The sequence below is a fragment of the Acidovorax sp. GW835-FHT14B10 genome, from assembly GCF_058793725.1.
The window spans coordinates 72,668-88,974 of sequence record NZ_JBXAGC010000018.1 but is presented as its reverse complement, the minus strand read 5'-3'; the positions used below and the strand labels follow the sequence as shown (position 1 = coordinate 88,974).

The following is a 16,307-nucleotide window of genomic DNA, read 5'->3' as shown; positions in this document are numbered from 1 at the left end:
AGGGCAGCAAATCAAGGCCGATGCCCGAACCGCCGGTGGCTGCAGGCGCTTTGGCAGCCTGGGCTTTGGTTTGCACCGTGCCTGCCATGACGGACTTGGTGAAGGCGGCCACGTCATCCTGCGTGATGCGGCCCTTGGGGCCGGTGCCTTTGACCTCGTCGATGGGCACGCCCAGCTCGCGGGCGAACTTGCGCACGGAAGGCGACGCGTGGGGCAGACCCAGCGACGGGGTGGCCGCGGGGATGCCAGGCTGGTGGGCGGGCACGGCCACCGAGGCTGGGGCAGCGGCAGGCGCTGCTGTGACGGCGACGGCCGGTGCTGGCGCCGGTGCTGGTGCAGCGGCTGTAACAGGTGCAGGCGCTGCGACAGCGGCGGTGCCTTCGAGTACGGCCACCAGATCGCCAATGTTGACGGTGTCGCCGATCTTGACCTTGAGCTCCTTGAGCACGCCGGCAGCGGGCGAAGGGATCTCCATGGAGGCCTTGTCGGATTCGACCGTGAACAGCGACTGTTCGCGCTGGATGGTGTCGCCCACCTGGACCAGCAGTTCGATGACGGCCACGTCCTTGAAGTCGCCGATGTTGGGTACATGCACTTCGACCGGGCCGGCCGCCGCTGCAGCAACCGCCGGGGCGGCAGCGGGTTGCGCCACAGGCGCTGCCGTACGGATAGCTGCTTGCGTTTGTGGAGCTGGTGCCGGAGCCTGATTGGGTGCAGATTCCACGCCCCCCGCCACTTCGAGCGTGAGCACCACCGAACCCTGCTTGACCTTGTCGCCCACCTGCACGCGCAGGTCTTTCACCACGCCGGCGTGGCTGGACGGAATTTCCATCGACGCCTTGTCCGATTCCACCGTGATGAGCGACTGCTCGGCCTTGACCGTGTCGCCGGGTTTGACCAGCAGCTCGATCACGCCCACCTCGTCGAAGTCGCCGATGTCCGGGACCTGAATGTCTACCAATGCCATGTTATGCCTCCTGCCGAGCCGCCTCAAAGGAGGCATGCGCCCCCTTGGGGGTCAGCGAATGAATATGAGCGTGGGGGTTCAAGATGTGTCTCCGGTTGCGCTCAGGCGTACAGCGGGTTGATCTTGTCGGCCTGGATGCCGTACTTGGCAATCGCCTCGGCCACCTTGGTGGCGGGCACGCTGCCCTGCTCGCTGAGCGCCTTGAGCGCGGCCACCACGATGTAGTGGCGGTTGATCTCGAAGTGCTCGCGCAGCTTGCTGCGGAAGTCGCTGCGGCCAAAGCCGTCGGTGCCCAGCACCTTGTACGGGCGGCCCGCAGGGATGAAGGGGCGGATCTGCTCGGCATAGCTCTTCATGTAGTCGGTGGAAGCCACCACCGGGCCGGCGTGGCTGCCCAGCTGGCGCGCCACGAACGACGCACGCGGCGCTTCCAGCGGGTGCAGCAGGTTCCAGCGTTCGCAGTCCTGGCCTTCACGGGCCAATTCGTTGAAGCTGGGGCAACTCCAGACGTCGGCCTGCACACCCCAGTCGGCGGCCAGCAGGGTCTGTGCGGCAATGGATTCGCGCAGGATGGTGCCCGAGCCCAGCAGCTGCACGCGCCTGTCGCCCTCGGCGCCGGGCTTGCACAGGTACATGCCCTGGATGATCTGCTCTTCGGTGCCGGGCGTGATGCCGGGCATGGCGTAGTTCTCGTTGAGCAGGGTGATGTAGTAGTAGACGTTTTCCTGCTTTTCCACCATGCGTTTGAGGCCATGGTGCAGGATCACCGCCACTTCGTGCGCGAAGGTCGGGTCGTAGCTGATGCAGTTGGGAATGGTGCCCGCCAGGATGTGGCTGTGGCCGTCCTCGTGCTGCAGGCCTTCGCCGTTGAGCGTGGTGCGCCCCGAGGTGCCGCCCAGCAGGAAGCCCCGCGCCTGCATGTCGCCGGCGGCCCAGGCCAGGTCGCCAATGCGCTGGAAGCCGAACATCGAGTAGTACACATAGAACGGCACCATGATGCGGTTGTTGGTGCTGTAGCTGGTGGCGGCTGCGATCCAGCTGGCCATGCCGCCGGCCTCGTTGATGCCCTCCTGCAGGATCTGGCCGGCCTTGTCTTCGCGGTAGTACATGACCTGGTCGCGATCGACCGGGGTGTATTGCTGGCCCTTGGGGTTGTAGATGCCGATCTGGCGGAACAGGCCTTCCATGCCGAAAGTGCGCGCCTCGTCCACCAGGATGGGCACCACGCGCGGCCCCAGGGCCTGGTCGCGCAGCAGCTGCGTGATGAAGCGCACATAGGCCTGCGTGGTGCTGATCTCGCGGCCCTCGGCCGTGGGCTCCAGGATGGCCTTGAAGGTGTCGAGCGCGGGCACGGTGAAGTGCTCGTCGGCCTTGGCGCGGCGGTGCGGCAGGTAGCCGCCCAGGGCCTGGCGGCGCTCGTGCAGGTAGCGCATTTCGGGCGTGTCGTCGGCCGGCTTGTAGTACGGCAGGCCGGGCAGCTCGCTGTCGGGGATCGGGATGTTGAAGCGGTCGCGGATGTACTTGATGTCTTCGTCCGACAGCTTCTTGGTCTGGTGCACGGTGTTCTTGCCCTCACCGGCCTTGCCCATGCCATAGCCCTTGACGGTTTTCACCAGCAGTACGGTGGGCTGGCCCTTGTGCGCGTTGGCGGCGTGGAAGGCGGCGTACACCTTGGCGGGCTCGTGGCCGCCGCGGCGCAGTTCGAACACTTCCTCGTCGGTCATGTGCTCGACGAGCTGGAGCGTCTCGGGGTAGCGGCCGAAGAAATTCTTGCGCACGAAGGCGCCATCATTGGCCTTCATGGCCTGGTAGTCACCGTCGAGCGTCTCCATCATCAGCTGGCGCAGCTTGCCGGTCTTGTCGCGGGCCAGCAGCGCGTCCCAGCCGGCGCCCCAGAGCAGCTTGATGACGTTCCAGCCGCTGCCTCGGAACTCGCCTTCGAGCTCCTGCACGATCTTGCCGTTGCCGCGCACCGGGCCATCCAGCCGCTGCAGGTTGCAGTTCACCACGAAGATCAGGTTGTCCAGGTTCTCGCGCGCCGCCAGGCCGATGGCGCCCAGCGATTCGGGCTCGTCCATCTCGCCGTCACCGCAGAACACCCAGACCTTGCGGTTTTCGGTGTTGGCAATGCCCCGGGCATGCAGGTACTTGAGAAAGCGCGCCTGGTAGATCGCCATCAGCGGACCCAGGCCCATGGACACCGTGGGGAACTGCCAGAATTCGGGCATGAGCTTGGGGTGCGGGTAGCTCGACAGGCCCTTCCCGTCCACTTCCTGGCGGAAGCTGTCGAGCTGCTGCTCGTTCAGGCGCCCTTCCAGGTAGGCGCGGGCGTAGATGCCGGGGGCGCTGTGGCCCTGGATGTAGAGCAGATCGCCGCCGTGGCCTTCGCTCTCGGCGTGCCAGAAGTGGTTGAAGCCCGCTCCAAACATGCTGGCCACCGAGGCGAACGAGCCAATGTGGCCGCCGAGGTCACCGCCGTCAGCGGGGTTCAGGCGGTTGGCGCGCACCACCATGGCCATGGCGTTCCAGCGCATGTAGGCGCGCAGGCGTTTTTCGATGGCGATGTTGCCGGGACAGTGGGCTTCTTGGGTGGGCTCGATCGTGTTGACGTAGCCCGTGTTGCCCGAGAACGGCATGTCGATGCTGTTCTGGCGCGCATGCTCCAGCAGTTGCTCGATCAGGAAGTGGGCTCGCTCGGCCCCTTCCTTGTCGATCACGGCGGACAGCGCGTCCATCCACTCACGGGTTTCTTGCTGATCGGTGTCGATAGCGAGCGCGGCGCCATTTCCGGCCAGGGGGGCGGGCTGAGCTGACATGCTTGTCTCCTGTGTTGAAGGTGCAATTTAGTACGTTGCGTTGAGTTTCGCATATTTTTTTCGAATTTCGAATAGTGCTTTTGAATTTCACATAACGATATTTTGTTGCGAATGCACACCCCCGCGACACCGCCATGGCGTTGCCCACCCTCCTCTACACTTGCCCCATGGAAAAACCCCCAGCCACCGCCGCACCTGCCGCCCCCATCGCCCCCCCGGCGCGGGGTTGGCGCAAGTGGTGGCGCGGCCTCTCCCCCACGCGGCAGGACCGGTTTGCCGCACTGGCACCGCTGGCTGCCGTGCTGATGTTCATGGCGGCCATCGTGGCTGCCTTCTGGTATCTGCGGATCGAAGAGATCGAGCGCGAACACGAAGCCCTTAAACGCGATGTGGAATACGCCCAGCAACGCGTGCGCCTGCGGCTTCTGGAGCGCCAGGAGCAGCTCATGCGCATTGCGCGCGATCTGTCCAACCAGGACCTGGACCGCGCGGAGTTTGTGAGCCGGGCCGAATCCCTGATCAGCCAACACCCCGAGTTGCAGGCCATCACCTGGATTGATGACAAGCGGCGCATCCGTGCCAGCCAAGCGGCCCCCACGCTGGGCAGCAGCGAGTTGCGCGTGGCCGGTGAAGTGCTCACCCCCGGTGACACCACGGACACCTACGAGCTGGCACGCGACCTGCAGCAACCCGTGTATGCGCAGCCCACCGCCACCCAGGGCGACGCCACGCCCCTGCTGCAATTGCAGGTACCCTTGAACCAGCAGGGCAAATTCAGCGGCGTGGTACTGGGCGAATATTCCATCGACAGCCTGTTGCGCTATGGCACGCCCACCGAAGTGCTGGCGCGTTATGCCGTCACGCTGCTCGATGGCAACGGCCAGGTGCTGGCCGGCACGCCGCTGGGCCGGCGCAACCCCAATACCCAGTTGCTGCCGTGGACCCCGCGCGCCAACACGTACGAAGTACCCGTTTCCCCGGTGGGCAACGGCCTGGTGCTCAAGGCGCAGGCCTACCGCACATCGCTGGGCGTGGTGGGCAGCGGCCTGTTCTGGCTGGTCGGAACGCTCAGCGCCATGACGGCCTGGATGCTGATTGCGACCTGGCGCCACACCCGCCGGCGCATGCAGGCCCAGAAGGCGCTGGTGGCTGAAACCAATTTCCGCCGGGCCATGGAGAACTCCGTCCTCACCGGCATGCGTGCGCTGGATCTGGAGGGGCGCATCACCTATGTGAATGCGGCGTTTTGCCAGATGACCGGGTGGAGCGAAACCGAGCTCGTGGGCCTGACGGCCCCTTTCCCCTACTGGCCCGAATCCGATTATGAAGCCCTGTATGCCAAGCTGCGCGATGAAATCAGCGGCAAGACCGTGACGGGCGGGTTTCAGGTGCGCGTGCGGCGCAAGAACGGCACGCAGTTTGACGCGCGCCTGTATGTGTCTCCGCTGATCGATGCCCATGGCCAGCAAACCGGCTGGATGACATCGATGACCGACATCACCGAACCCAACCGCATCCGCGAGCAGCTGTCGGCCTCCTATGAACGCTTCACCATCGTGCTGGAGTCGCTGGACGCTTCGGTGTCGGTGGCCCCGCTGGGAAGCCAGGAACTGCTGTTTGCCAACAAGCTCTACCGCCAGTGGTTTGGCTCGCAAACCGTGGGTCACCTGCAACTGGTGGCCCAGGCGGGCGTGGTGCCGGCGGCCACCAGCCACATGGCGGGCGTGGACGATGAGGATGGCCTGATGGGACTGCCCACCGACTCACTGACCAGCGCACGCAGCGAAAACGCCGAAATCTACCTGCCTGACATGGGCAAATGGCTGGAAGTGCGCTCACGCTACCTCAACTGGGTCGACGGACGCCTGGCGCAGATGGTGATTGCCACCGACATCACTCCGCGTCGCCTGGCCGAGGAGCAGGCTGCCCGCCAGGCCGAACGGGCACAGTCCGTCAGCCGCCTGATCACCATGGGTGAGATGGCGTCGAGCGTGGCACATGAGCTCAACCAGCCACTCACGGCCATCAGCAACTATTGCAGCGGGATGATTTCACGCATCCACAGCGGCCAGATCACCGAAGAAGCCCTGCTCGCAGCCCTGCAAAAAACCGCCCACCAGGCCCAACGCGCGGGCCAGATCATCCAGCGCATCCGCGCCTTCGTGAAAAAGAGCGAACCCAACCGCACCCTGGCCGATGTGACTTCGATGGTGAACGAGGCCGTCGAGCTGGCCGACATCGAGCTGCGCCGCCACAACGTGCGCCTGACCCACTACGTCGCGGCGCGCCTGCCACCCGTGATGGCAGACACCATCCTGATCGAACAGGTGCTGGTCAACCTCATGAAAAACGGGGCCGAGGCCATCGAGATGGCCAACCGTCCCACGTCCGGCCGCCGCGTGGAACTGCGCGTGGTGCCCAAGCATGTCGAAGACCGCGATGTGGTGGAGTTTTCGGTGCAGGACACCGGCAAGGGGCTGGCGCCCGAGGTGCTGGAGCGCCTGTTTGAAGCCTTCTTCTCCACCAAGCAGGAAGGCATGGGCATGGGTCTGAACCTGTGCCGCAGCATCGTCGAATCGCACCATGGCCGAATGCGGGCGGAGAACCTCTACAATGGATCCGAGGTCACAGGCTGCCGGTTCTCCTTCTGGCTTCCGCTTGCCAAGCCTGTGGATGCCACTACAAATTCTGTAGCAAACGCACAACCCCCAAGGACAATTGCATGAGTTTGATTCCGAAAAAAGGCACCGTTTACGTAGTGGACGACGACGAGGCGGTTCGCGACTCGCTTCAGTGGCTGCTGGAGGGCAAGGACTACCGGGTGCGCTGCTTTGATTCTGCCGAAACCTTTCTCTCGCGCTACGACCCGCGCGAGGTGGCCTGCCTGATCGTGGATATCCGCATGGGCGGCATGACGGGGCTGGAGCTGCAGGACCGACTGATCGAGCGCAAATCGCCTTTGCCCATCGTCTTCATCACCGGCCACGGCGACGTGCCCATGGCTGTCAATACCATGAAGAAAGGTGCACTCGATTTCATCCAGAAACCCTTCGACGAGGAAGAGCTCGTCGGGCTGGTGGAGCGCATGCTCGACCATGCCCGTGAAGCCTTTGCCGGCTACCAGCAGGCCGCCAGCCGCGACGCACTGCTGTCCAAGCTGACGGGCCGCGAAGCCCAGGTGCTTGAGCGCATCGTTGCCGGCCGCCTGAACAAGCAGATCGCCGACGACCTGGGCATCAGCATCAAGACGGTGGAGGCCCACCGCGCCAACATCATGGAAAAGCTCAACGCCAACACCGTGGCCGATCTGCTCAAGATTGCACTGGGCCAGAACGCGCCCAAGGCTTGATTGCTCCCTATTTCATAGCCTACAGCGCTTATCCACAAGGCGCTACAGGCCATTTTTATCCGTATTTTCTGACATGACCGCACAACCCATCGACGGCAACGCCCTGTCCCGCCAATTGCGCACCGAAGTCGCCCAGCGCGCGGCCGCCCTCAAATCGCGGGGCACCACGCCAGGCCTGGCCGTGGTGCTGGTGGGAGACAACCCCGCCTCCCAGGTTTATGTGCGCAACAAGGTCAAGGCCTGCGAAGACAGCGGCCTGCATTCGGTGCTGGAAAAATACGCGGCCGACATGACCGAAGCCGCGCTGCTGGCCCGCGTGGAGGCCCTGAACAACGACCCCGCCATCCACGGCATCCTGGTGCAGCTACCGCTGCCCGCGCACATCGATGCGCAAAAGGTCATCGAGGCCATCTCGCCCGCCAAGGACGTGGACGGCTTTCACATTGCCAGCGCCGGCGCACTGATGACCGGGATGCCCGGCTTCTGGCCCTGCACGCCCTACGGCTGCATGAAGATGCTCGAATCGCTCAATGATGGCAAGGGCTACGACCTCAGGGGCAAGCACGCTGTGGTCATTGGTCGCAGCAACATCGTGGGCAAGCCCATGGCGCTGATGCTGCTGCAAAAAGATGCCACCGTGACCATCTGCCACTCGCGCACGCCCGATCTCAAGGCCCAGACCCTGCAGGCCGATGTGATCGTGGCCGCCGTGGGCAAGCGCAACGTGCTCACGGCCGACATGGTCAAGCCCGGCGCCGTGGTGATCGACGTGGGCATGAACCGCAACGACGAGGGCAAGCTGTGCGGCGATGTGGATTTTGACGGCGTGAAGGAAGTGGCCGGCTGGATCACCCCTGTGCCCGGCGGCGTGGGGCCCATGACCATTACCATGCTGCTGGTCAACACCCTGGAAGCCGCTGAACGCGCCGCCGGCGCCTGAAGTCAGCCCTGCTTCCGCAGCCTCGCAACTTGAACCCGCACCGCAAAGCGCCATCTACATACGCATGAGCAACCCCCTCCTCGACTTCTCCGACCTTCCCCAGTTTGACCGGATCACGCCAGACGACGTGGCCCCCGCCGTTGACGTGTTGCTGGAAAAAGCCAATGCCGCCCTCGAAACGGTCACGGCCGCTGACTTTCCTGCGCGCTGGGATGCCATTGCGAAGGTGCTGGACGTTGCCACGGAGCACCTGGGTACCGCCTGGGGGGGCATCAGCCACCTCAACAGCGTGGCCGACACCCCGGAACTGCGCGCTGCCTACAACGCAGCGCTACCCCGGGTGACCGAGTTCTGGACCCGCCTGGGCGCCGATGAGCGCCTGTACGCCAAGTACAAGGCCATTGATCCCGCCACCCTGACCCCCGAGCAGCGCCAGGCGCACAAGAACGCCGTGCGCAATTTCGTCCTCAGCGGAGCCGAACTCACCGGGGCCGCCAAGGAGCGTTTTGCCCAGATCCAGGAACGGCAGGCCGAGCTGAGCCAGAAATTCAGCGAAAACGCGCTCGACGCCACCGACGCCTTTGCCTACTACGCCACAGCGGAAGAACTCGATGGCGTCCCCGCCGATGTCCAGCAGACCGCATTGGCAGCGGCCCAGGCAGAGGGCAAGAGCGGCTACAAGCTCACCCTCAAGATGCCCTGTTATCTGCCGGTGATGCAATTTGCCACCCGCAGCGCTTTGCGCGAAACGATGTACCGCGCCTATGTGACGCGCGCCTCCGACCAGGCCGAAGGCGAGGCCAGGCGCTTCGACAATTCGGCGCTCATCCGTGAAATTCTGGCGCTGCGCCGCGAAGAGGCACAGCTGCTCGGGTACGACAATTTCGGCCAGGTATCGGTGGTGCCCAAGATGGCCCAGTCTCCTGACGAGGTCATTTCATTCTTGAGGGATCTGGCGCGCCGCGCCCGGCCCCATGCCGAAAAGGACGTGGCAGACCTGCGCGGCTTCGCAGCCAGCCAGATAGGCCTGAGCGATCCACAGGCCTGGGATTGGCCCTTCCTTGCCGAGAAGCTCAAGGAAGCGCGCTATTCCTTCAGCGAGCAGGAAGTCAAGCAGTATTTCACGGCACCCAAGGTGCTGGCCGGCCTTTTCAAGATCATCGAAACGCTGTTCGAGGTCAGCATCCACCGCGACAGCGCGCCCGTGTGGAATGCCGCCGTCGAGTTCTATCGCATCGAACGCGACGGCCAGCTGGTGGGCCAGTTCTACCTCGACCAGCCTGCCCGCACCGGCAAGCGCGGCGGCGCCTGGATGGACGATGTGCGCACCCGCTGGCTGCGTCCCGACACCGGCGCGCTGCAGACCCCCGTGGCGCATCTGGTGTGCAATTTTGCCGACGGCGTGGACGGCAAACCCCCGCTGCTCACCCATGACGACGTGATCACGCTGTTCCACGAATTCGGCCACGGTCTGCACCACATGCTGACGCAGGTGAACGAACGCGACGTATCGGGCATCAGCGGTGTCGAGTGGGATGCGGTCGAACTGCCCAGCCAGTTCATGGAGAACTTCTGCTGGGAATGGGATGTGCTGCGCAACATGACGGCGCACGTCGATACCGGTGCACCGCTGCCGCGTGCACTGTTCGACAAGATGATTGCTGCCAAGAACTTCCAGAGCGGCATGGGCACCCTGCGCCAGATCGAGTTTGCCCTGTTCGACATGCTGCTGCACACCGATCACGACCCCGCCCAGGATTTCATGCCCTTGCTGGCGGAGGTGCGCAGCGAAGTGTCGGTGCTGCCACCGCCCTCGTTCAGCCGCACGGCCCACACCTTCAGCCATATTTTTGCGGGTGGCTATGCAGCGGGCTACTACAGCTACAAATGGGCGGAGGTGCTCAGTGCCGATGCCTACGCCGCCTTTGAAGAAACCGCTGGCAGCGATGGTCTGGCCAGCATTGAAACGGGCCGCCGCTACCGGCAAGCCATTCTGGAGGCGGGCGGCAGCCGCCCCGCCATGGAGTCCTTCAAAGCCTTTCGCGGCCGCGAACCCAGCCTGGAGGCCTTGCTGCGCCACCAGGGCATGGCAGACTAAGCCTTTCTGTTGCACCGACTCTTCTTCATCAGGAGACAACCCATGGGCAAGCCTTTGTGTACACCGTTGCTGGTCTCGTTGGGGATGGTGCTGGCGGTTGCCGGCGCCCATGCCCAGACCGTGTACCGGATGGTCGGCCCCGATGGAAAGGTGACCTTCTCGGACCGCGCGCCCGACAGCAAGGCAAAACCCGCACAAGGCGTCTGGCAAGCTTCCTCCGCAGCCGTCGGTCCTGCCCTGCCCTACGCGCTGCAGCAGATTGCGGCACGCTTTCCCGTGACGCTGTACACCGGCAGTGACTGCGCTCCATGCAACAGCGCCCGCAACCTGCTGGTGGGGCGTGGCATTCCGTTTGCCGAACGCACCGTCAACACCAACGAGGACATCGAAGCATGGCAGCGCATGAGCGGCAACAGCAGCCTGCCGTTTGCCACGATCGGTGGCCAGCAGCTGGCGGGATTTTCCGAAAACGAGTGGACCCAGTACCTGAACGCGGCCGGATATCCCCCGCAATCCCAGCTGCCACCGAACTACCGCCGCCCGCCCGCGTCCCCGCTGGTGACCGCCAAGGCTGCGCAACCGTTGGCACCCGACGCGCCGGCCAGAAGAACACCTGCGGAGCGTCCACGGCCCGCACCCAGCACCGAGGGCCCTTCGCCCAGCAACCCTGCAGGTATCCGCTTCTGACACGGCGGGCCGTCCCGGACCGGGCCGGCACAGCCTGACGCTGTTCAGTAGGTGAAGGTCTTCACCACGCCCTGCGTGGTTCCCACAAGACCTACCGATGCCTTCTGGTGCGCAAATACACCCACCGTCACTACCCCGGGCCACTGGTTCACCTGGGACTCAAACGCCAGCGGGTCGGTGATGGACAAGCCCGTCACATCCAGGATGTGCTGACCGTTGTCCGTCACCAGCGGTTGTCCGTCCCTCCGGCGCAGGCACGCCGTGCCACCCAGCGCTGCGAAGCGCCGCGCAATGTGCTGCGCCGCCATCGGAACCACCTCCACCGGCAAAGGAAAGCGGCCCAGTGCTGGCACCAGCTTGGACTCATCAACGATGCAGACAAAGCGGCTGGCCAGGGCCGCCACGATCTTCTCGCGCGTCAATGCAGCGCCGCCGCCTTTGACCATGCAACCGTGGCCGTCGATTTCATCGGCGCCATCGATGTACACCGCCAGCGATTCCACTTCATTGGCATCGAACACCGGAATTCCCAGCGCCTGCAGTCGCTCGGTGCTCGCCACCGAGCTGGAAACAGCACCCCGGATCTGGTCTTTCATGCCCGCCAGCGCGTCGATGAAGTGGTTGACCGTGGAGCCCGTGCCAACCCCCACGATGGCACCGGGCACCACGTATTGCAGGGCCGCCTTGCCCACCAGGGCCTTGAGTTCGTCTTGGGTCAGAGGGGATGGAGTCGTCATGGGGGAGAATCAGAGGGTAATCGTCGAATTATCCCTCCATGTCACTGATCCCCTACGCTCTCACCCGCTCTTTCCTGTTCGGCATGGATGCCGAATCCGCCCATGAACTCACCATGGGCATGCTCGCGCGCGGCCAAGGCACGCCCATGCAGTGGGCCTGGTGCAACGAAACCGTGGATGACCCCATCGAGCTGGCCGGGCTGACCTTCCCCAACCGCGTGGGTCTGGCGGCCGGGCTGGACAAGAATGCCCGCTGCATCGACGCTCTGGGCGCCATGGGTTTCGGCTTTGTGGAGGTGGGCACGGTGACCCCCAAGGCCCAGCCGGGCAATCCCAAGCCCCGCATGTTCCGCCTGCCCGAGGCAAGGGCCCTGATCAACCGGCTGGGCTTCAACAACGACGGCCTGGACGCATTCATCCACAACGTGCAGCAGGCACGGTTTCGCACCCAGCATCGCAAACACCCGATGCTGCTGGGCCTGAACATCGGCAAGAACGCCAGCACCCCGATCGAAGACGCCACCAGCGACTACCTCACCTGCCTCGACGGCGTGTACCCGCACGCCGATTACGTCACGGTCAATATCAGCTCACCCAACACACAGAACCTGCGCGCGCTGCAAAGCGACGCGGCCCTTGATGCCCTGCTGGGCGCGATTGCCGAACGCCGCGAAGCACTGGCCGGGCAATACCGCCAGACCGGCAGCAAGGGTGTCACCTCGTCCCGCCGCGTACCCATTTTTGTCAAGATTGCCCCCGACCTCGACGAGGCGCAGGTGGCGGTGATTGCCACCACACTGCAACGCCACGGCATGGATGGCGTGATCGCCACCAACACCACCATCAACCGGGAAGCCGTCAAGGGAATGCCCCATGCCGAAGAACTGGGAGGGCTCAGCGGTGCACCGGTGCGGGAAGCCAGCAACCAGGTTATCCGCCAGCTGCGCGCCGCACTGGGCAGCCGTTTTCCGATCATCGGCGTGGGTGGCATTCTCAGTGCGGAAGATGCCTTGGGCAAAATCCGCGCGGGAGCGGACGTGGTGCAGATCTACACCGGCCTGATCTACGAAGGCCCCGCGCTCGTCGCGAAGGCGGCGCGCGCCATCAAGGCAATGGCCTGAACGGCTGATGAACGGTCAAGGGCGAGGCCTTGCGCCCCACCTTGCCGCCACATCGCGCCTTAGCGGCGCAGGCGCATCACCAGCGGGAGCACCACCCCTGCCCATCGCACCAGTCGGCGTGGGCCAGTGGCAATCGCCACGCCGGCCAGCGCGGCAACGGCAGCAGGATGCTGACGGACAAAGCCAGCGACGCGCAACAGCAATGAAGCCGCCGCATCGTCGCCCTCGGTCACAGCAGCCAAGGCCTGGGCCTGGGCCTGCAACCGCGCGGCACGGCGAGCGCGCAAACGCTCCCGCTGCTCGGCGATGCGATCCAGCACCCGTTGCTGCGCCACCGTGGCATGCACGGGAAAGGCCTGTTCGGAAGAACTCACAAGCGCTCCTTGATATCACGCCAGTCTTGTGACAACTCGCGCCGGGTCAGGGCAAAACCATTGCCCGCGCTGCGCACCACCGCCACCAGCCTGACGATGGCAGCGCACCAGGCCACCAGCCATGTCCCTGCCACCACCCAGGACACCAGCACGCGGTGGGGCGTGTCCCAGAACTGCACCAGCACGGCCATCGACACCATCACCAGGGCCACCAGGGTGAGCCCGGTGACGGCGATCAACAGCGCCAGCAGCTGTTGCAAGCGCTGCTTTTGATCGAGCCACTCCAGGCGCGCCAATTCCAGCCGATCTTCGGCAGCGATGGCCCCCTCGATGGCATTCGCCCGCCACCGCGCCGCGAATGCCTCCAGTCCGAGCAAGGAAAGCCAGTTCATACGCACTCTCCCTGCATCAGCGCAATGGACGGCAAGCGATCAACGGCGCGCAAGCAAAAATCCCACCAGAGCACCGACGGCCAGCGCCGCGCTGGCTACGCGCCAGGGTTCATCGTGGGCGTAGCGGTCAGCCGCCAGGGCGGCATCCTTGGCCTGGCGGGCTGCTTCCTGCGCGGCGCGCACTGTTGATTCCCGCACCGAATGCATGCCGTCGTCCAGGCGCTGGCGCAGCACCTTGATCTCGGGGAACGAATCCAGATCCCGGCTTGCCAACAAGCCGCGCAGATCGGATACGAGTTTTTCAAGTTCGCCCTGGGTGGTGGTGGTGTCAGAAGCAGTCATACATGCCTTTCGTTGCAATCAGTGAGCAGCCATGCAGCGTGGATGCTGCAGCCTGAGGACCATCTTAGCGATATGCCCAAAAACCTGTCACGCTGCTTGGTCGCTAAACGTTACCAAAAGACCGGGATTTGACACAAGTCAAACCAGAGAGAGCACATGGTCGGCGATGGCCAGGGCGCTGGTGAGGCCCGGAGATTCGATGCCAAAAAGATTCACCAAACCTGGCACGCCATGGTCGCGCGGCCCCTGGATGAGAAAGTCCGCTGCGGGTGCGTCGGCGCCATGGATCTTGGGCCGGATGCCCGCGTAGCCCGGTGCCAGCGCGCCATCGCGCAAGCCTGGCCAGTACTTGCGCACATCGCCATAAAAGGCCTCTCCCCGCGCCGGATCGACCAGCAGGTCGTCGGCCGAGTCCACCCATTGCACATCCGGCCCGAACTTGGCCTGCCCGCCCAGATCCAGCGTGAGGTGCACCCCCAGCCCCGCAGCCTCGGGCACCGGGTAGATCAGGCGGCTGAACGGCGCCTTTGCGGTCAGCGTGAAATAACTGCCCTTGGCGTAATAGGCGGTCGGAATATGGCGTGCGTCCAGCCCGGAAAACTGCCGGGCCAGGGCCGGCGCCTGCAAACCCGCCGCATTGACCACGGTACTGGCTTGCAGGCGCGTGCCATCTTTTGCTTCCAAAACGATAGCGCCTTGCACACATTCGGCAAATGCCAGAGGCGAATTCAATGCAACAATTCCGTCGGCATGCTCCAGATCACCCTGCAGGGCAAGCATGAGGGCATGGCTGTCCACGATTCCCGTGCTGGGCGAATGCAGTGCCGCCACGCACTCCAGGGCGGGCTCCAGTGCCCGGGCCGCGTCGCGGTCCAGCCACTGCAGGTCCAGAACACCGTTGGCCGTGGCGCGCTCCTGAATCGACCGAAGGCCCGCCAGTTGCTCCGGTGAAGTCGCCACCAGCAGCTTGCCGCAACGCCGGTGCGGCACGCCATGGTCGGCGCAATAGGCATACAGCAGATCACGGCCTTGCACACACAGGCGCGCCTTGAGCGAACCCGGGGGGTAATACAGCCCGGCATGAATGACCTCGCTGTTGCGCGAACTGGTGCCCGTGCCGATGGCGTCTGCGGCCTCCAGCACCATCACCTCGCGCCCCTGCAATGCCAGCGCACGGGCCACGGCCAGGCCCACCACACCCGCGCCCACCACGACGCAATCCACCTTGTCCATCATCTCTGTCTTCCTTTTTTCCTGAAAATACCTTCAGGCCTGCTCGAAACCGTCCAGCACATTGACTGCGTTGGTGCCCAGCTCTGCGGCGGCATAGCCACCTTCCAGAACCAGCACCGTCGGCAATTTCAATCCCGCCAGCCGCGCGCCCAGACGGGAGAAATCGGCACACGCGAGGGCAAACCGCGAAATGGGATCCCCTTCGAAGGTATCCAGGCCCAGCGAAACCACCAGGGCATCCGCCCCAAACCCTGCAATGCGGGCACAGCCCTGCTCCAGTGCAGCAAACCAGGCGGCTGCGGTGGTGCCGGCGGGCAGCGGCAGGTTCAGGTTGCAGCCCTCTCCTTCGCCCTCGCCGATTTCATCGGCATGGCCGAGATAGAAAGGGTATTCGGTGCGGGGGTCGCCGTGGATGCTCACGAACAGCACATCGCTGCGGCCGTAGAAGATGCTCTGGGTGCCATTGCCATGGTGGTAATCCACGTCCAGCACGGCCACGCGATCCGCCCCCCGGTCGCGCAAGGCCTGGGCCGCCACCGCCGCGTTGTTGAGAAAGCAGTACCCCCCCATGAAATCGGGTCCCGCATGGTGCCCGGGCGGGCGCGTGCAGCAAAACACGGCGCGCTCGCCCGTGGCCACCCGGAAGGCCGCACTGGCCGCCGCATCCGCGCCGGCCTTGGCTGCAGCCCAGGTGCCTGCCGCCAGCGGCGTACCGTTGTCCATGGAGTACAGGCCCAGGCGCGCAATGAAATTGTCAGGCTCCCTGTCGCTGCGCAATGTGCGCACCGGCCATACCGACGGGAATGGTTGCACCGAGGCATGGGCGGCATCGAGCGCCAGCCACTGTGGCCAGGCCCCCTCCAGGAATGCCAGATAGCGCGCCGCATGAACCTGGCCCAACACCGTTGAGCTGTCGACATCGGGCGCGAGCAAGCGGTGGCCACGGGCCCGGAGGCTGCTTTCCACGTAATCGGCCCGCGTGGGGGTTTCGAAGCAGGGCACGCGTTCACCCCGGAAGAATTCATGGACGGGGGCATGCCCCCGGTGCAGCGGGTTGTGAAAGGCCAGCATGGAGTAAGGGCAAGGTCGGGGAAACGTTTCGCCGCCCACATAGCGTCCCGGGGGCAGGCCGCTTCGCGCAATGTGCGGACGCGGAACGCCAACTGTAACGGCCAATCCATCCGCTTGTGCGCCGTTATGCCCCGGCCATGAAAAAACCCTTGCAGACATGCGCCTGCAAGGGTTGAATTG

14 protein-coding genes are annotated in these 16,307 nt (G+C 64.7%); 6 read left to right on the top strand and 8 right to left on the bottom strand.

The features are described 5' to 3' along the window. A partial coding sequence (locus AC1Q5S_RS14960; RefSeq protein ID WP_492239046.1) for a biotin/lipoyl-containing protein occupies nt 1-967 on the bottom strand: 967 nt, incomplete at its 3' end. Nucleotides 968-1,068: 101 nt separating this feature from the next. Further along, nucleotides 1,069-3,783, bottom strand: coding sequence for a pyruvate dehydrogenase (acetyl-transferring), homodimeric type (aceE, locus tag AC1Q5S_RS14955; protein ID WP_422205071.1), 2,715 nt, complete (start codon nt 3,781-3,783; stop codon nt 1,069-1,071). Between the two features lie 167 nt (nt 3,784-3,950). Here aceE and AC1Q5S_RS14950 point away from each other — a divergent pair, with 167 nt between their 5' ends. From AC1Q5S_RS14950 to AC1Q5S_RS14930, 5 genes are all read left to right on the top strand, one after another. Further along, a complete protein-coding gene (locus AC1Q5S_RS14950) occupies nt 3,951-6,509 on the top strand; it encodes a PAS domain S-box protein (RefSeq protein ID WP_303833488.1) in 2,559 nt (852 codons plus the stop codon). Next, on the top strand, nt 6,506-7,132 hold the full coding sequence (locus AC1Q5S_RS14945; protein ID WP_303833487.1) for a response regulator transcription factor: 627 nt from the start codon (nt 6,506-6,508) through the stop codon (nt 7,130-7,132). Before AC1Q5S_RS14950 ends, AC1Q5S_RS14945 begins: the two co-directional genes overlap by 4 nt. A gap of 73 nt (nt 7,133-7,205) precedes the next feature. After that, nucleotides 7,206-8,072, top strand: coding sequence for a bifunctional methylenetetrahydrofolate dehydrogenase/methenyltetrahydrofolate cyclohydrolase FolD (gene folD / locus AC1Q5S_RS14940; RefSeq protein WP_303833486.1), 867 nt, complete (start codon nt 7,206-7,208; stop codon nt 8,070-8,072). 64 nt (nt 8,073-8,136) lie between these two features. Next, nucleotides 8,137-10,170: a M3 family metallopeptidase gene (locus AC1Q5S_RS14935; RefSeq protein ID WP_303833485.1), complete on the top strand. Its 2,034-nt coding sequence runs from the start codon at nt 8,137-8,139 to the stop codon at nt 10,168-10,170. A gap of 42 nt (nt 10,171-10,212) precedes the next feature. Beyond that, nucleotides 10,213-10,857, top strand: a complete 645-nt coding sequence (locus tag AC1Q5S_RS14930; protein WP_303833484.1) for a glutaredoxin domain-containing protein — start codon at nt 10,213-10,215, stop codon at nt 10,855-10,857. A gap of 44 nt (nt 10,858-10,901) precedes the next feature. Here AC1Q5S_RS14930 and rpiA read toward each other — a convergent pair whose 3' ends face one another. Continuing rightward, entirely contained in the window at nt 10,902-11,594 is a 693-nt protein-coding gene (gene rpiA, locus AC1Q5S_RS14925; protein WP_303833483.1) for a ribose-5-phosphate isomerase RpiA, read from the bottom strand. A gap of 38 nt (nt 11,595-11,632) precedes the next feature. Between rpiA and AC1Q5S_RS14920 the strand changes: the two genes are divergently transcribed. After that, nucleotides 11,633-12,715, top strand: a complete 1,083-nt coding sequence (locus AC1Q5S_RS14920; RefSeq protein ID WP_303833482.1) for a quinone-dependent dihydroorotate dehydrogenase — start codon at nt 11,633-11,635, stop codon at nt 12,713-12,715. A 59-nt stretch (nt 12,716-12,774) separates the two neighbouring features. On the opposite strand, the gene AC1Q5S_RS14915 is transcribed toward AC1Q5S_RS14920, so the two are convergent. From AC1Q5S_RS14915 to AC1Q5S_RS14895, 5 genes are all read right to left on the bottom strand, one after another. Then, entirely contained in the window at nt 12,775-13,089 is a 315-nt protein-coding gene (locus AC1Q5S_RS14915; protein ID WP_303833481.1) for a hypothetical protein, read from the bottom strand. Next, nucleotides 13,086-13,481 carry a phage holin family protein gene (locus AC1Q5S_RS14910; protein ID WP_303833480.1) on the bottom strand — a complete coding sequence of 132 codons (396 nt, stop codon included), beginning with the start codon at nt 13,479-13,481 and terminating at the stop codon, nt 13,086-13,088. Before AC1Q5S_RS14910 ends, AC1Q5S_RS14915 begins: the two co-directional genes overlap by 4 nt. Nucleotides 13,482-13,520: 39 nt before the next feature. Continuing rightward, nucleotides 13,521-13,823, bottom strand: coding sequence for an ElaB/YgaM/YqjD family protein (locus AC1Q5S_RS14905; RefSeq protein ID WP_303833479.1), 303 nt, complete (start codon nt 13,821-13,823; stop codon nt 13,521-13,523). A 138-nt stretch (nt 13,824-13,961) separates the two neighbouring features. Further along, nucleotides 13,962-15,059, bottom strand: a complete 1,098-nt coding sequence (locus tag AC1Q5S_RS14900) for an NAD(P)/FAD-dependent oxidoreductase (protein ID WP_303833478.1) — start codon at nt 15,057-15,059, stop codon at nt 13,962-13,964. A gap of 30 nt (nt 15,060-15,089) precedes the next feature. Further along, a complete protein-coding gene (locus AC1Q5S_RS14895; RefSeq protein WP_303833477.1) occupies nt 15,090-16,127 on the bottom strand; it encodes a histone deacetylase family protein in 1,038 nt (345 codons plus the stop codon). Between the last annotated feature and the right edge of the window lie 180 nt (nt 16,128-16,307).